11 protein-coding genes and 1 pseudogene are annotated in these 15,905 nt (G+C 52.7%); 6 read left to right on the top strand and 6 right to left on the bottom strand.

Going from position 1 to position 15,905, the window contains the following annotated elements:
- Positions 1-18 precede the first annotated feature (18 nt).
- Both PREMU_RS10895 and PREMU_RS10890 read left to right on the top strand, forming a co-directional pair.
- A complete protein-coding gene (locus PREMU_RS10895; protein ID WP_007575317.1) occupies positions 19-2,205 on the top strand; it encodes a glutamine synthetase III family protein in 2,187 nt (728 codons plus the stop codon).
- A gap of 186 nt (positions 2,206-2,391) precedes the next feature.
- Positions 2,392-2,715 (top strand): HU family DNA-binding protein, encoded by a 324-nt coding sequence (locus tag PREMU_RS10890; protein ID WP_223918627.1) that lies wholly within the window; start codon positions 2,392-2,394, stop codon positions 2,713-2,715.
- Between the two features lie 562 nt (positions 2,716-3,277).
- On the opposite strand, the gene PREMU_RS10885 is transcribed toward PREMU_RS10890, so the two are convergent.
- From PREMU_RS10885 to PREMU_RS10860, 6 genes are all read right to left on the bottom strand, one after another.
- Entirely contained in the window at positions 3,278-4,162 is an 885-nt protein-coding gene (locus PREMU_RS10885) for a helix-turn-helix transcriptional regulator (protein WP_007575313.1), read from the bottom strand.
- 60 nt (positions 4,163-4,222) lie between these two features.
- Positions 4,223-5,443: an AGE family epimerase/isomerase gene (locus PREMU_RS10880; RefSeq protein ID WP_007575311.1), complete on the bottom strand. Its 1,221-nt coding sequence runs from the start codon at positions 5,441-5,443 to the stop codon at positions 4,223-4,225.
- A gap of 8 nt (positions 5,444-5,451) precedes the next feature.
- Positions 5,452-6,798 carry an MFS transporter gene (locus tag PREMU_RS10875; protein ID WP_007575310.1) on the bottom strand — a complete coding sequence of 449 codons (1,347 nt, stop codon included), beginning with the start codon at positions 6,796-6,798 and terminating at the stop codon, positions 5,452-5,454.
- A gap of 80 nt (positions 6,799-6,878) precedes the next feature.
- Positions 6,879-8,048, bottom strand: a complete 1,170-nt coding sequence (locus PREMU_RS10870; protein WP_007575307.1) for a glycoside hydrolase family 130 protein — start codon at positions 8,046-8,048, stop codon at positions 6,879-6,881.
- 83 nt (positions 8,049-8,131) lie between these two features.
- The gene (locus PREMU_RS10865; protein WP_007575306.1) at positions 8,132-9,196 is read right to left on the bottom strand and encodes a glycoside hydrolase family 26 protein; all 1,065 of its coding nucleotides are present in this window, start codon (positions 9,194-9,196) and stop codon (positions 8,132-8,134) included.
- 90 nt (positions 9,197-9,286) lie between these two features.
- Entirely contained in the window at positions 9,287-10,615 is a 1,329-nt protein-coding gene (locus PREMU_RS10860; protein ID WP_007575304.1) for an acetylxylan esterase, read from the bottom strand.
- 193 nt (positions 10,616-10,808) lie between these two features.
- Here PREMU_RS10860 and PREMU_RS10855 point away from each other — a divergent pair, with 193 nt between their 5' ends.
- The 4 genes and pseudogenes from PREMU_RS10855 (at position 10,809) to PREMU_RS10840 (ending at position 15,878) form a co-directional block, all read left to right on the top strand.
- Entirely contained in the window at positions 10,809-11,063 is a 255-nt protein-coding gene (locus PREMU_RS10855; protein WP_007575302.1) for a hypothetical protein, read from the top strand.
- 15 nt (positions 11,064-11,078) lie between these two features.
- Entirely contained in the window at positions 11,079-11,297 is a 219-nt protein-coding gene (locus tag PREMU_RS16010) for a type II toxin-antitoxin system VapC family toxin (RefSeq protein ID WP_050796421.1), read from the top strand.
- Between the two features lie 535 nt (positions 11,298-11,832).
- Positions 11,833-12,441: pseudogene (locus PREMU_RS10845) on the top strand (carboxypeptidase-like regulatory domain-containing protein); the annotation flags it as partial.
- Positions 12,442-12,581: 140 nt separating this feature from the next.
- The gene (locus PREMU_RS10840) at positions 12,582-15,878 is read left to right on the top strand and encodes a SusC/RagA family TonB-linked outer membrane protein (RefSeq protein WP_007575297.1); all 3,297 of its coding nucleotides are present in this window, start codon (positions 12,582-12,584) and stop codon (positions 15,876-15,878) included.
- Positions 15,879-15,905 lie beyond the last annotated feature (27 nt).

Genomic DNA, 15,905 nt, shown 5'->3' with positions numbered 1-15,905 from the left:
GACTATAATGATTACTTTATGACCAACGAGAGATTTGATGCCGTAGTGACTGCTTCACACAAGAAGCCGGTCGAGGTGCTCGCCCCAGTGGAGCGGCCTTCAGAGTATTTTGGCAAGAAGGTATTCAACCGCGCCAAAATGTACAAGTATCTGCCTGCTGATGTCTATCAGAAACTTGTCGACGTCATTGACAATGGCGCAGAGCTTGACCGTTCCATTGCCGACGCTGTGGCAAAGGGCATGAAACAGTGGGCCGACGAGAATGGTGTGACCCACTATACCCACTGGTTCCAGCCGCTGACCGAGGGCACTGCCGAGAAGCACGACTCCTTTATCGAGCACGACGGCAAGGGCGGCATGATTGAGGAGTTCTCCGGCAAGCTCCTTGTGCAGCAGGAGCCCGACGCTTCCAGCTTCCCTTCAGGCGGTATCCGTTCCACCTTTGAGGCACGCGGCTACTCCGCCTGGGACCCCACGAGCCCCGTGTTCATCATCGACGACACCCTCTGCATTCCTACGATCTTCATCTCCTACACCGGCGAGGCTCTCGACTACAAGGCTCCTCTGCTGCGTGCGCTGCATGCCGTCAACGTGGCTGCGACCAACGTGTGCCACTATTTCTACCCCGACGTGAAGAAAGTCATCTCTAATCTTGGCTGGGAGCAGGAATACTTCCTTGTCGACGAGGACCTCTACGCTGCCCGTCCCGACCTCATTCTCACCGGCCGCACGCTGATGGGCCATGAGAGTGCGAAGAACCAGCAGATGGATGACCATTATTTCGGCACCATTCCCGAGCGTGTACAGGCATTCATGAAAGACCTGGAGGTCCAGGCTCTGGAGCTTGGCATCCCCGTGAAGACCCGTCACAATGAGGTGGCTCCCAATCAGTTTGAGTGTGCGCCAATCTTTGAGGAGACCAATCTCGCGGTGGACCACAACATGCTGCTCATGTCGCTCATGAAGCGTGTGGCGCATCGTCATGGCTTCGAGGTACTGCTTCACGAGAAGCCTTTCGACGGCATCAACGGTTCAGGAAAGCATAACAACTGGTCACTTTCTACCGATACCGGCATCCTGCTCCACGGACCTGGCAAGACGCGTGAGGACAACTTGCGCTTCGTGGTCTTCACGGTGGAGACACTCATGGCTGTTTATCGCCACAACGGACTGCTGAAAGCCAGTATCATGGACGCCGGCAACGCGCACCGTTTAGGTGCCAACGAGGCACCTCCTGCCATCATCTCCTCGTTCCTTGGAAAGGCCGTTTCGGGTGTGCTGGAGCATATCATGAAGGCCGACAAAGACGCTCTCGTCATCAAGGGCAAGGAAGGTGTGCAGATCGACATACCGGAGATTCCCGATATCATGCGCGACAACACAGACCGTAACCGCACCTCACCTTTCGCCTTCACCGGCAACCGCTTCGAGTTCCGCGCCGTGGGCTCGTCGGCCAACTGTGCCAGCGCGCAGATTGTGCTCAACACTGCTGTGGCTGAAGCGCTGACAAGCTTCAAGGAGCGTGTTGACGCGCTCGTCGCCAAAGGCGAGGACAAGTTCGCCGCTATTCTCTCCGTGGTCAAGGACGACATCAAGACCTGCGCACCCATTCACTTCGACGGCAACGGCTACAGTGACGAATGGGTGGAGGAAGCTGAAAGACGCGGCCTCGACACCGAGAAGTCGGCGCCTGTCATCTTCGGCCGGTACCTCGATCCTGAGAGCATCAAGATGTTCGAGTCAACAGGCGTGATGAAGGAGAATGAGCTCAAGGCACGCAATGAGGTGAAATGGGAAACCTACACCAAGAAACTGCAGATCGAGGCCCGTGTGCTTGGCGACCTGTCGCTCAACCACATCATCCCAGTGGCTACCCACTATCAGGCCATGCTGTCCAAAGACGTGCAGAACCTCATGGTCATCTATGGTGCCGAGAAGGGTAAGCAACTCTCCGACCGCATCATGAACATCATCGAGCAGATTTCAGAGCGTACAGCCACGATTGAGAAAGATGTAGAGGACATGGTCAACGCACGTAAAGTGGCCAATAAGATTACTGACGAGCGCGAGAAAGCCGTGGCTTATCATGACACCGTGGAGACATGGTTCCATCCTATCCGCTATCAGATCGACAAGCTTGAGCTGGTGGTTGCCGACGAGTTGTGGACACTGCCCAAGTATCGTGAGCTGCTGTTCATCCGGTGATAGATGCTTGAATGGAAAAATGATAGCACTTTATAATAAAACAGAGTTAGCCGTTGGCGGAATTAATTTAAAATAGCCTAAAAGTAAGTGCTTTGCGACTTTTTTTGGCCTTTTATGCCATTTTTCTGCTATTTTAGTTTGCCAAATAAAACTATTCCACTATATTTGTCGCTGATTTATTGCTTCATGGAAGTAATAATCGAGAAATCATATTCATTTATTAATAATACGACTATGACAAAAGCTGATTTAATTAAGAAGATTGCAGAAGGCGCAGGTATCACTTCTGCAGAGGCCAAGAAGGCCCTCAACGCTACAACAGAAGCCATCAAGGACGCTCTCGTAAAGGGTGAGAAGCTCCAGCTCATCGGTTTCGGCACATTTTCCGTCAACGAGCGATCCGCACGCGAGGGCAAGAACCCACGCACCGGTGAGGTCCTGCACATCGCTGCCAGGAAAGTCGCTAAGTTCAAAGCCGGCACCGAGCTCGACAAGCAGCTCAATGCATAACAAATGCTTTGCAGTGGCTGCCCATTGTGGCAGCCATTGCCACCTATGAAAATGGTGTTTGGTCATCACCTGATACCAATAATAAGCCCGTGTATTATAAGAATCAGCCAAAACTGTTTATTAATTTAAGCTATGATGAATATCCTCGAAACGCTCTTTAGTATTCTTCTTGTTTCGACTGTATTTTGCTCTTGCACAAAAGATGAAGAATACTACAGTCCACAACTTGCATAAATAACGGCGTGTAAAGCAATTTGCATGCCGTTATTTTGGTACGCCCGACATGAGCATTGCCTAACGAACGGAAACTTCATATAAGGTATATGACCGTGAGTAAGGTTGACAAACAAACTAAGAAGGCCCGATAACTATTCGGAACGGTTGTTGCAACGCCTCAACGGCGTAAAGGCAAGGCCTCAACGGCGTAAAGGCAATGCCTCAACGGCGTAAAGGCAACGCGTCAACGGCGTAAAGTCGATGTCTCAACGGCGTTGAGGAGATGCTGCACGATTCCATTGCGCGCCGTGGCAGCCGTTTCTGGCTGTTGACGGCGTTGGCGTTTTCAGATGAGCACTTTGATCTTTTTGTACTGTGCGCGGTATTCTCCTGGCGTACAGCCTTTACGGCGGCGGAAAGTGCGGTTGAAGTTGCTCATGTTGTTGTATCCGCAGAGGTAGCAGATCTCGTTGATGCTCTCCTCCGTGTCTACGAGCATGCGGGTGGCATAACCCATGCGGATGTCGGTGATATAGTTGGAGAGGGTGCGGCCGGTATGCTGCTTGAAGAAGCGGCTGAAGGAGGTACGGCTCATGTTGGCCAGTGCAGCCACCTCCTCGAGCTTGATGTCACGCATGTAGTTCTCGTTGATAAATTCTTTTACTTTGAGCACGCGCTTGCTGTCGTCTTCTACTTTAACCTTGGCGTAGCTGGTTGTGGCGAGGGTGTGTGCTTTCTCGCTGAGCGAGAGGGTGTGGAGTATTTCGAGCAGCTGTATGGTGGCCCGGAAGGGGTCCTGAATCTTCGCGATGGTGTCGAGCTTGTCGTAGACGCGTGCGATGTCGTTTTTCGCGAAGGCCAGTCCCTTGTGTGCCCGCGTGAGCATGTTGTAGATACTTCGGAAGGGCGAGTGGTCGAAGAAGCTGCCTTCCCCGTAGCCGAAGTCGAACTGGATGGTGATCTCGCGTATGTCCTCACTGTGGCACTCGCCTTGTTCCCACGCATGCTCCAGTTCAACGCTGGAGATAAGTGCCAGGTCAAAGTCGTCGATGACCTCGTTGCTGTCGCCTACGACGCGATGTGCGCCTGCGGCATTCTCCACAAAGTTGAGTTCACAGCACTCGTGGCGGTGCACGGGATAGTCGAATTCCTTCTTGTGACGCTCCACGATGTAGATGCCGTCTTTTCCCGTGAGCGGCGTGATTTCATGCAATATCTGATATTCGCTCATAAGTTCTCAGTTTTTTCAGAATAATAGAATCGATGGGTGAGAAGAACAAGCAGCGGGTTATCAGTGCAGCCTTTCGATGAGTTCCAGGCACATCCGTGTGTTGTGATACGGACATTTCCAGAAGCCGGCCTTGTCGTCCTCGCGATTCAGCCTGCCGTCGCCGAGCACCGCCCAGTGCCACTCGCCGTTGTCGTGATCCACGAGATGCCTGTCAATATACTGCCAGCAGCGTTCAGCGATACGCAGGGCATCCTTGTCGCCGAAATGCTGATAGAGGTTGACATACCCGATGACACACTCACACTGCACCCACCACTGACGCTGACGGTCGTAGCGCCCCGTGTCTTTCCAGTGCTCGTAGATCATCGATCCGTCAGGCTGCAAGCCTTCGTCGGCAGCGTGGGCAATGTTTCTCACGACTGATTCCGACTCATGGGTAAGGGTCTTGTCGTCGAGGACGAGGAGCGCCTCGTGGAGCAGCCAGCTCGCCTCGATGTCGTGACCGAAGCTCTCGATGTTGCGCTTGCCTTCCCACTCACCGTTGAAGAAGAGGTCGAGGTGAGCCGTGTTGTAGTTGAACAACGGTCCCGTAAAGATGCCGATGAGGTTGCGCACGCGTGGCGCAACCTCCTGGGCGAGACTGTCATCGCCGAGCTCACGGGCGGCACGGAGCAGATTTGTGTATGGCTCAAGGATATGGAGATGGGTGTTCATCGTGCGACTGCCGTTCTCATCCTTGTTGGAGAGGCGCATGTCGGCAAGAGGCCTCCACTCGCGTGTCAGAGCTTCGATATAACCGTTATGCTTTTTGTCGAAGGCGTGCGCTTCGATGTCACGGAAAAGAGATGCCGCCTGGGCAAGCGCCTCACGGGAGTCTGTGGCGCGCGCGTATTCGGCAAGCCCATAGATGGAAAAGCCGATGGCATAGGTCTGCTTCTTTGTATCGAGGGCGTTACCGTGGCAGTCCACACTCCAGAAGACGCCACCGAAGTCGGGGTCGAGGAAATGGCGGCAGACGTAGGCGTAGGCGTTTTGCGCGCCGGCGAGATACTCCGGCTTGCGCAGCACACGGTAAGCGGCTGCGAAAGCCCAGAGGATACGGGCATTGAGCACCGCACCGCGCTCTGCCTCAGGGTGGACTTGGTCGTGACCGTCGACGCGGCCGTAGAAGCCGCCGGCGGGGTCCTGTACCTTATTGATCCAATAAGGCAGGATATTCGCTTCAAGGCATTGCTGCACTTGGTGTTTGAGTTCAAGAGCTGTCATTCCGTTTGCAGACATAGTAACTTTTATTTTTTTATCGGGTACAGCATCACCAGCCCCATCATGACGAGCGCGAAGAGGGCGGGGAAGAGGGAGAAGAGGGCCCATACCATCGTCAGCACGGAACTCGTGATAGAGGCCGGATCAATCGTCGGGTTACCGAACCGGTCGGTGATCATGTGTGCACCGGCAAGGCCGAGGAACACAGCAATAAGTGAACCGGAGATGGCGGTACCGAACTTCTGTGCCATCGTGCCGGAGGAGAAGATCAGTCCGGTAGAAGATGTACCGTTCTTCTTCGTGGCATAATCGGCAACATCAGCATACATCGACCACAGCAGCGGTGAATAGATACCCACGCCAACAGAGGTAAGGATCGACACACCGATCATAACCCATATATATGCCGGCTTCATCGGGATGAAGAAGAACAGGACGGACGTGACAAAGCAGATGAAAGCCGCGAAGAGGAATGTCTTGCGCTTCGAGCTAAGCCAACGGGTACACAGCGGTGACAGGCCTCCGAAGATCATACATGTCACCTCACCAAAGGCCATGAACACGGTATAGTTGATGATCAGTTTGCCGACAGTGATGTCACCTCCCATGCAGTAAGAGAACATGTATCCCGCCACAGCGTAACGGAAACCATTGAAGAAGTTGGTACACACGGCTGTGAGCGTCATCATGATCCATGGCTTGTTCTTCACCAGGTCAACAAACTGCTTGCCGGAAAACTTCTCAGCACGGATAGGCTTCAGACGCTCCTTCGTCAGCAAGCCGCAGCAGAGGGTGCCGGCAGCTGCAAGGGTGCCAAAAAAACAACCGAGCACAGCATACTGGTACTGGTCTGTACCCCCGACAATCTTTTGCAGATAAGGGAACGAGAGGAGAGTGATGAACCCCATGGCGTAGGCGCCGACCATACGGAAGGCGGAGAACTGATTCTTCTCGTTGTCGTCATCCGTCATCACGCCGAGGAGAGAACCATACGGCACATTGACGAGTGAATAGACGATCATCATCACGATATAGAAGAAATAGGCATAGACGCGCTTCCCTACCGGCCCAAGGGCCGGGGTGTAGAGAAGCAATGCGAAAATAATGCCTAAAGGAACAGATCCAAAAATGACCCATGGCCTGTAGGTACCCCAGCGGCTCTGCGTACGGTCCGAGATGACACCAATAACCGGATCGATAAACACGTCGATAAGACGTGCTACAAGCATCAGGACGACGGCATCATAGAAGGTCAGGCCAAAGACATTGGTGAAGAACAACGGAAAGGCTATCGACATGATCTTCCATGTGATGCCACCTGCGGCAGCGTCACCCATGGCATAGCCAATCTTCTCAGACAGCTTAATTTTCATGGTTTTAATTTACAGTATATCGTTTCCTTATTAAAGGATAACACCAGAAAGGCAAAATTATTGCGCAAGATACACATTCGCTAAAGAAGTACTTGCTTGTTCTTGGCGATAAGTTTCTTCACCGTCTCCACGCTCTTGCCCGTTGCGAAGCCGTCGGCAGGCGTGTTCATGCAATAGTCCACAAGACGGCCGATGGTACTCGTTGCCACATGCATGCGTGTGTCGGAGGAAGCATAATAGATAAAGACACGGCCGTCGGGATCGGCAATCCATCCATTGGAAAACACGACATTCATCACGTCACCGATATATTCCTCGCCTTGCGGCACGAGGAAGTAACCACCGGGCTGGGCAATGACACGGGTCGGGTCGTCGAGAGCCGTCATATACATATAAAGGACATAACGCAAGCCGGAAGCGCAGCCACGCACGCCGTGGGCGAGATGGATCCATCCCGCAGGTGTCTTGATGGGATGCGGCCCCTCGCCGTTCTTCACCTCCATGATGGTGTGATAGTGGCGGAGGTTGATGATCTTCTCCTCCTTGACCTCAGCGTGCGTGATGTCGTCGACGAGTGCCCAGCCGATGCCGCCACCGCTGCCGGCATCGATAAAACCATCCTGCGGGCGGGTATAGAAAGCGTACCTGTCGTCGACAAACTCCGGGTGGAGCACAACATTACGCTGCTGGCTCTTCGATTTGAGGTCTGGAAGGCGGTCCCAGTGAATGAGGTCTTTCGTGCGGGCAATACCTGCCGTAGCGGTAGCTGCAGAGAGGTCACCGGGCTGTGAGTCGTCGTGACGCTCAGCGCAAAATACGCCGTAGATCCAGCCGTCCTCATGGGCTGTGAGGCGCATGTCGTAGATGTTCGTGGCGGGGATGGTGTCCTCGGGCATCGTGATGGGCTCGGGCCAGAAACGGAAGTTGTCGATGCCGTTGGGGCTCTCTGCCACTGCGAAGAAGCTCTTTCGGTCGGCACCCTCGACACGTACGACGAGGCAGTACTTGTCCTTCCATTTGATGGCGCCGCTGTTCAGTGTGGCGTTCATCATGATACGCTGCATGAGGAACGGGTTGTCCTGCTCGCAGAAGTCATAGCGCCACTCCAAAGGTGTATGCTCAGCAGTGAGGACAGGATACTTGTAACGTGTGTAGATACCGTTACCCCATTCTTCGGGCACGTTCTTTCTTGTCAACAGATCCTCGTGATGCGCACGCAGGATCTTCACTTTATCTACAAATGATGTCATAGTAAAATTATTATCATAGCCCTTTCACTCTTCAGGGTGAGGCGACTATAAGTCTCAAGGGCGTTATGTGGTACTGTTTCTCTTTAGCGGGTCCTGACGATGTCCTTGAGCGTCAGCATCTCTCTGCTGTCGGCGAAGCACTTGAAGTCTGCCGCCGACAGCGCGCCTTTGTAGGGTACGTAGAGTTCCCTGGGGTTGTCCCACGCATTGCGCCAGAAAAGGACGTAAGAGATGCGGTAGTCCTTCAGCACCGGCAGGAGCGTGTGGGTAAACCACAGACTGTCGGGCAACTTCTGCGCGCCGGTCTCGGTGAGCGCGGCGAGTTTCTTATGCTCCGCCGCCGTCTTCACCAATCGGTCGAGTTCAAAGCGCAGGCTCTTCTGGTAGGTCGCCTTATCGTTGTTGAAGTCGTAGAGGTCGAAGCCCATGAGATCGACATATTCGTCACCGGGATAAAACCGGAGCAGATCGGCGTCGCCCGCATTCGGCGAGAACGCCCAAACGATATTGTTGAGTTTGTATTGTTTCGTCAGGATGTCGTGAGTGTAACGGTAGAGCTGCCTGTACTCTTCCGGTGTGCAGCTCTTCGCTCCCCACCAGAACCAGCCGCCGCCCATCTCGTGCCAGGGACGGAAGATGATAGGGATGCATCTGCCTCTGTTGTCTCTCATAGAGCCTAAGAAAGTAGCCACGCGCCCGAGCCACGTACGGAACAGCTGGTTCTTACTGCCCCCGGGAAGGACAGCCTTGACAGGAGTGCCCGACGGATCCCATGCACTTTTATCGGTCACGGGGTTATCGGGGTGCCAGCTCATCTCCACGATGCCGCCGCGTGCATGCTGCTTCTCGGCCTCCTGGCGCAGCAGGTCAAACGGCACGTTGTCGAGGCTCCTCTCGTTGCCCAGTTCGAGATGGCCTAACTCAAAGCCCATCACAGCAGGCCAGTCGCCTACAGTTTCGAGCACATCGCTCCGGCCCGACTGCCATTTCCAGTCGTGGCCGTAGAGCGGATCATCCTGATGCCCAATCATGATGCCTTTGTTCTCTATCTTCGCCAGCCGCCGGATGAGCTGTCTCGCGGGACTGGCGGCTGTAGCGGTGAGGCTTAATATCAACATCGCCAAGGACAATATCGTTGTTTTCTTCATATTCGTTTTTTTTAAGAGAGACCAGTGCAGGGGAGGGTCCTGTGCCCTCCCTAAAGAAATGACCCAACCGATAAACTCATTGGTCGAACATTATTTTAGGGAGGGCACAGGGCCCTCCCCTGCACTGAGCTGTTGTATCACCCACGCCTGCCACTCATCCCACTGCTCCTGATACCAGTAATGTCCGGTCTGCTGATAGACACTGAGTGTCTTCTTCGCGGGATAGATGTTATACAGTCCGTAGGATGATGTCGGGGGTACCACCTCATCGTTATAGCCGAAGGAGAACCAGGCAGGTACAGTGCAACGACGGGCGAAGTTGACACCGTCGTAGTAGCGGGCGCCCTCCACGTCTTTTTCCGTAAATGCCTTCTTATAGAAATAATGCGGCCATCCGCCGGCGACTTTGTGGCACTCCGCCTCATAGTCGCACATCGCATCATGGACGGCTGCGAGAAAAGTCACTCTTTTGTCGAGGGCCGCCACGGCAAGCGAGAGGAAACCGCCCTGCGAGGCGCCCGTGACACCGAGCGTCTTACCGTCCCATTCAGGCAATGAGGCGATATAGTCGACGGCACGCACGGCACCCGTCACCACTCTGCGGTAATAGTTCTTCTCGGGTGAGGCGATGTTCACATCCCAGTAGTTGTTGAGCGCACCTCCGAGAAGGTTGTCATACACTTTCTGCTCCATCGTCACGGGTATTCCGTGGATACCGATCTCCAGAACGATACACTTGCCGGGGGCGGTGTAGGTGTCACCTGAATAAGGGCGCACGCCGGCACCGGGCACACGCAACAGTGCAGGATAAGAACCTGCTCTCACAGGCACCCTGAGGATGCCATAGATACGTGAGGCATACGAACCGTTGCAGAAACTGACCTCGTAGACGTTGTCCTGCCCGGTGCAGCGCTCAGGCAGCAGACGGCGGGTAGGGTTCAGTCCCACGGTGCGCGCGTCCTGAAGCGCCTTGCTCCAGAAAGCATCGAAGTCCTTGGCATCCGTACACATCGGCCGTACTTTCTCGGGCGAGAACGCGGCGGTGCACAGTCCGGCATAGTCCTTGCCACCGACATGCGCCGTGACCTTCACACGATAGAAGCCAGGCGTAGAGAGGCTGCCTTTGAGTCGCATCGTACCGTCCTTCAGCGCCACGCCTTTCTTCTTAATGTTCGGATACATCACCGGACCGGCCTCATAGTCGACTGACACATTATTATAATATAATGTACCTGAGCGAAGCACGTTGACGGTGAACGTCGCCGTCTCGCCCGTGTGATAGTTCCAGTCGGCATGGTCAGGCGTCACGGTAACTGTTATGTTATTTCCGCGAATCTGCGCACATACAGACACATTCATGCCTAACAAGAGGCATGACAGAAATAAAACGTGAAAGATAATATTTCCCGATGTTTTCATTGTTTTTAAGTGCAATGGTTTGAAATCTGGTGCAAAGTTAAAGATAATATTGTTACCACGATGATACTATATTAGCATATTCTTGTACTATTGGACAAATGTTGATGGCAATACTTTTTCATTCAAAATATTTTGGAAGTATAAATAAATTCACTATCTTTGCATAGTAGAATCCTATAAAGTATACTTCATCATGACCATCAACTTATCTCCGCAAGAAGCAAGTATTTTTAATGCGGCGTGGACACTTATTGAAAAGATGGACAACCGTATAAAAGTGGCTTTATACCTTCAATTGGGGAAAAGCAACAAAGTAATAGAGGACAGCAAGAAAATGACACACGAGGAAGCTCTGAAACTTGTTAAATCTTTGTCGCTAAAGCCTTCTATCCCCATTCCTGCCGACGAGGACGGAAAAGGTGCATTAGCTAAATCTAAATATTACTAAGATGATTATATTGTATTGATTGATACTAATGTCCTTTTGGACGCCCTTTTCTCACGTGAGCCATTCGCCGAAAGTGCATGGGAGATTCTGTCTTTGGGAGTGGAAGGGAAAATTTCACTTAAAATTTCTACGCTATCAATAGTAAATGCAGTTTATATAGCAAAGAAGAATGATGTCTCTACGAAAGACGTTAAAGACAGACTCCTAAGTTTCAGTAAATATATAAATATATAGATCATGTCGATCTGACGGGTGATAATGTCATTGATAAGTTAGGTTCAGAATGGAAAGACTTTGAAGACTCTATTCAGTATGGTTCCGCAAAGATGGTAGCTGCAGACCTCATTATTCCCCGGAATCCCTAAAGATTTTATCAATTCAGATATTGTGATCAATACACCATCACAGTTCTTAGAAAATTATCAATAGACTGGATTCCTATTTTGGCGAGTCACTTTAAAAACTGACCATCATGGTGACGCGGCCGCGTCATAATTGTATCACGGCCGTGTCACGATGACGCTACGCCTTAATCGTATCATCTTCCAACTTTTAAGAGCGTGTCTTAACACGCTAACTTACACCTATTTATACATAGTAAGAGCACAACTTTTACTTTGGTACGATAGTGTCATTTTCAGCTAAAATAGTATTACATACTTACTACAAACAATTATTAACTTTGCAACTGTAATTGAAAAGCAAACTTAACATAAAGGCGAAATTACTTATTAGAACAATAATGGAAATCTAAAAATTTAGAGTAAGTATGAGTTTTAAGATTAGTACAACCTTGCTGACCATGAGTTGCTGCACTGCCTTAGGACTATCCTATTGCCCGCAGGCGCAAGCAACATCGCCTAACCTGAGTGCACAGGCCGTACAGCAAGTAAGAAAAGTCTCAGGACATGTAGTGGATGCTGATGGTCCAATCATCGGAGCCAGCATCGTGGAGAAAGGCAATCCTAAGAACGGAGCCGTGACAGACCTCGACGGTAACTTCTCCCTCAACGTCAGGCCGGGTGCTACCCTGGTCGTATCCTATATAGGATATAAGACGCAGGAGGTGACCGTAGGCAACCAGCCGGACATCGCCATCACGCTGAAGAACGGCGGCTTAGCCTACGACTGGAACAAATATATCGACAAAGACCTGCTGGCAGCTTATCAGAACGGCAGCAACGCAGGCACTGACTGGCTCGATGCCCTCCGCAACAAGAACGCCGTCACGACAAACCACGCCATCAACATCACCGGCGGCAGTGACCGCAGCAAGTTCTCTACGGGTATCGGTTATCAGTACCAGAATGGTATCCTCGGCGGACAGTACGCTAAGTCTGACATCCGTCGTTTCACCTTCCGCCTCAACTCCGAACACTTTGGTAAAATAGTATCATCATCTGTCAAAATAGTATTATATAACTCTAAGAAATAATCGTTAACTTTGCACATGTTATCCTAAAAACGGGGAAACAACCACCAAACACAAGGGGAAACAACAACAAAATATAGTTCTATATGAAAACAGGACATCAGAGAACATCCTCTCAACGGGCATTATTGCTTGCAGGCCTCTGCGTCTGCATGGGTGTAGGCTTTGTGCCTCAGGCCCGTGCCGCCATCGGCAGTGTGTCGATCGTACAGCAGCAAGGCAAGAAAGTGACGGGAACGGTCAGCGATTCCCAGGGTCCCATCATCGGCGCTACCGTCCGTGTTAAAGGCACGCAGATAGCCACGGTGACCGATATGGACGGTAAATACTCCATCAGTATCAAGCCGGGTCAGACACTTCTTATCTCCTATGTGGGTTACACCGACAAGGAGGTGAAGATTGGCTGTCAGGCTAAATACGACGTCACCCTTCAGGAAAACAACAACGACCTCAATGAGGTTGTTGTCGTCGGTTACGGTACGATGAAGAAGAGCGACCTTGCGGGTGCCTCCGCCTCCCTTGATGAGAAGACGCTCAAGAGTTCACCCATCACCAACATCGACCAGAGCTTCCAGGGCCGCATTGCCGGCGTCAACGCCGTGCAGACCAGTGGCGCGCCGGGCTCTGCCATCTCTGTACAGGTGCGTGGACAGGCCACCATCAACGCCGCTTCCGACCCACTCTATGTTGTCGACGGTGTGATTTACAACTCTCAGAGCAACAGCGGTTCCAGCCTCGGACTGGGCGATAAGCTCGGCAACGGTACCCACTCGGCTGTCTCTCCCCTCTCGCTCATTGCACCTTCCGACATCGTGAGCATCGAGGTGCTTAAGGATGCCTCCGCCACCGCCATCTACGGTGCGCAGGGCGCCAACGGTGTGGTGCTCATCACGACGAAGAAAGGTAAGAGCGGCGACGCCAAGTTCTCCTACAACGGCACCCTCACCGTCAGCCGCCAGAACAAGCGCCTTGACATCATGAACCTGCGCGAGTTTGCGGAGTTCTACGACGACCTCGTGGATCAAGGCGAAATCTCCAATCCCGACAAGTCGTACAGCGACCCCAGCATCCTTGGACGCGGCACCAATTGGCAGGACGCAGTCTTCCAGACCGCATGGCAGCAGACCCATCAAGTCAGTGCTGAGGGCGGATCTGACAAGATACATTATTATATGAGCGGCAGCTACGACAACCAGGAAGGCACCATCATCGGGTCGAGTTTCCGCCGCTTCAACGTGCGTGTGAACCTTGACGCGCAGGTGAAGAAATGGCTTAAGCTCGGCTTCAACGGCACCTTTGCCAACACGCACGAGAGCCTTAAGCTCGCTGATTCGGAAGAAGGACTCATCAACTACTCGCTCACTACGCCCCCCGACATACAGATCTATGATGTCAACGGCAACTACTCCAGCGTCTCGAAGGAGGGCTTCTCCAATCCGAACCCGATTGCCATGGCCATGCTCGACGACATCCTGCTCAAGCGACAGACCTTGAACGGCAGCATCTATGCAGATATCACGCCTATCAGGAACCTCACCTGGCACAGCCAGTTTGGATACGACGTCAACGCCTCGCGTGCGCAGACCTACAACCCCAAAGTGAATTTGGGCACGTGGAACCGTGACCAGAACCAGGGCCGTCTGCAGAAGAATAGCGGCAACTACTGGTCGTTCAACAACTACGTCACCTACAACATGCAGTTTGGTAAGCACGGCATCACCGCCATGCTCGGACAGGAATGCTGGGAGTCGAAGTACGACTACACCATGGTGTTCAATACTGATCTGCCCAGCGATGCCGTTCACAACCCAGCCTTGGGCGCCGGCAACCCACAGATTGGCGCAGGATGGGGTAGCTCGTCGATGGCTTCATTCTTCACTCGTGAGAACTACAACTACGATGATCGCTACCTCGCCACCTATACCTACCGTTATGACGGTTCGTCGAATTTCGGTCCCAACAAGCGGTGGGCAGGCTTCCACTCTCTGGCGCTGGCGTGGAGATTCTCCAACGAGAAGTTCATCCAGAAGGCTGTAGGCAGCTGGCTCTCCAACGGTAAGCTGCGCATCGGATGGGGTCAGACCGGTAACTCGAACATTGGTGGATACAAGTGGGGCTCCCTCGTCTCCGCCATGGCTACAGGGCTGGGCATGAGCTATCGCCCCGCCAACCTGAAGAATCTCGACATCAAATGGGAGACACAGGAGCAGTGGAATGTCGGTCTCGACCTCGGATTTTTCAACAACCGCGTCAACCTCACAGTTGACTGGTACAACAAACAGTCGAAAGACATGCTCATGCAGCTCATTCTCCCGTCTATCATGGGTACGAGCGGCAACAGCTCCTCAGCGTTGGCAGCGCCTTATGGCAACTATGGCGACATCGAGAACCACGGTGTGGAGATCGCACTCAATACGCATCCCGTCGTCACGAAGAACTTCTCCTGGGACAGTGACATCAATTTCTCGCTCAACCGCAACAAGCTCAAGAGCCTCGGTGGGTCGACAGCCATTGTCGGTTACGGACAGTGGACCGACGTGGTGAGCCGCTCCGTGCCGGGAGAGTCGCTTTACAACTTCTACGGTTACAAGGTCGAAGGCGTGTATAAAGACTTTCAGGACATCCTCGACTCGCCGGTCAACACGCTGACAAAGAACAATCCGGTGGTCACCGACGCCGACGGCAAGAAGCATTGGGACGCAGACCCCACCAAGTACAGCCGTACCAACACCACCTTTGTAGGCGACCTCAAATATAAAGATGTGAACGGAGACGGTGTCATCGACGAGAATGATAAGACCAATATCGGTTCACCGCTACCCAAATGGACCTTTGGTTGGAACAACACGTTGCGCTACAAGCAGTTTGATCTCAACTTCTTCATCAACGGCTCCGTTGGCAACAAAGTCGGCAACTACCTCAAGATGAAGTTGACTCACATGAATTCGGCATGGGTCAATCAGCTCACTGACGTGAAGAACCGTGCTCATCTCGCCCCCAAGGACGGCGTCCGTTCGGCTTACTGGTATGACAACATTGCCAACGTGGTGGTCACCAATCCTGGCGGCACCATGCCCCGCGCCTCTGTCAATGATCCTAACGACAACGACGCGTGGAGCGACCGCTATATTGAGGATGGATCGTATGTCCGTCTGAAGAGCATCACGCTCGGATATACATTCAGTCCGATGCTCGTGAAGAAGATTGGACTGACCGCACTCAGGCTGACTTTCAATGCCACCAACCTCTTCACCATCACCGGCTACGACGGCTACGACCCCGAAATCGGTGTCTCCACTGCCAGTGCCAATGTCTTCGGTCTCGACAATGGCCGTTATCCCTCGCCCACGACGTTTGCCTTCGGGCTCAATGCCTCCTTTTAAGAAGTGGGAAAACGATTATCTTCACAC

Source organism: Hallella multisaccharivorax DSM 17128, assembly GCF_000218235.1.
GTDB lineage: Bacteria > Bacteroidota > Bacteroidia > Bacteroidales > Bacteroidaceae > Prevotella > Prevotella multisaccharivorax.
This window is presented reverse-complemented; position numbering and strand designations above follow the sequence as displayed.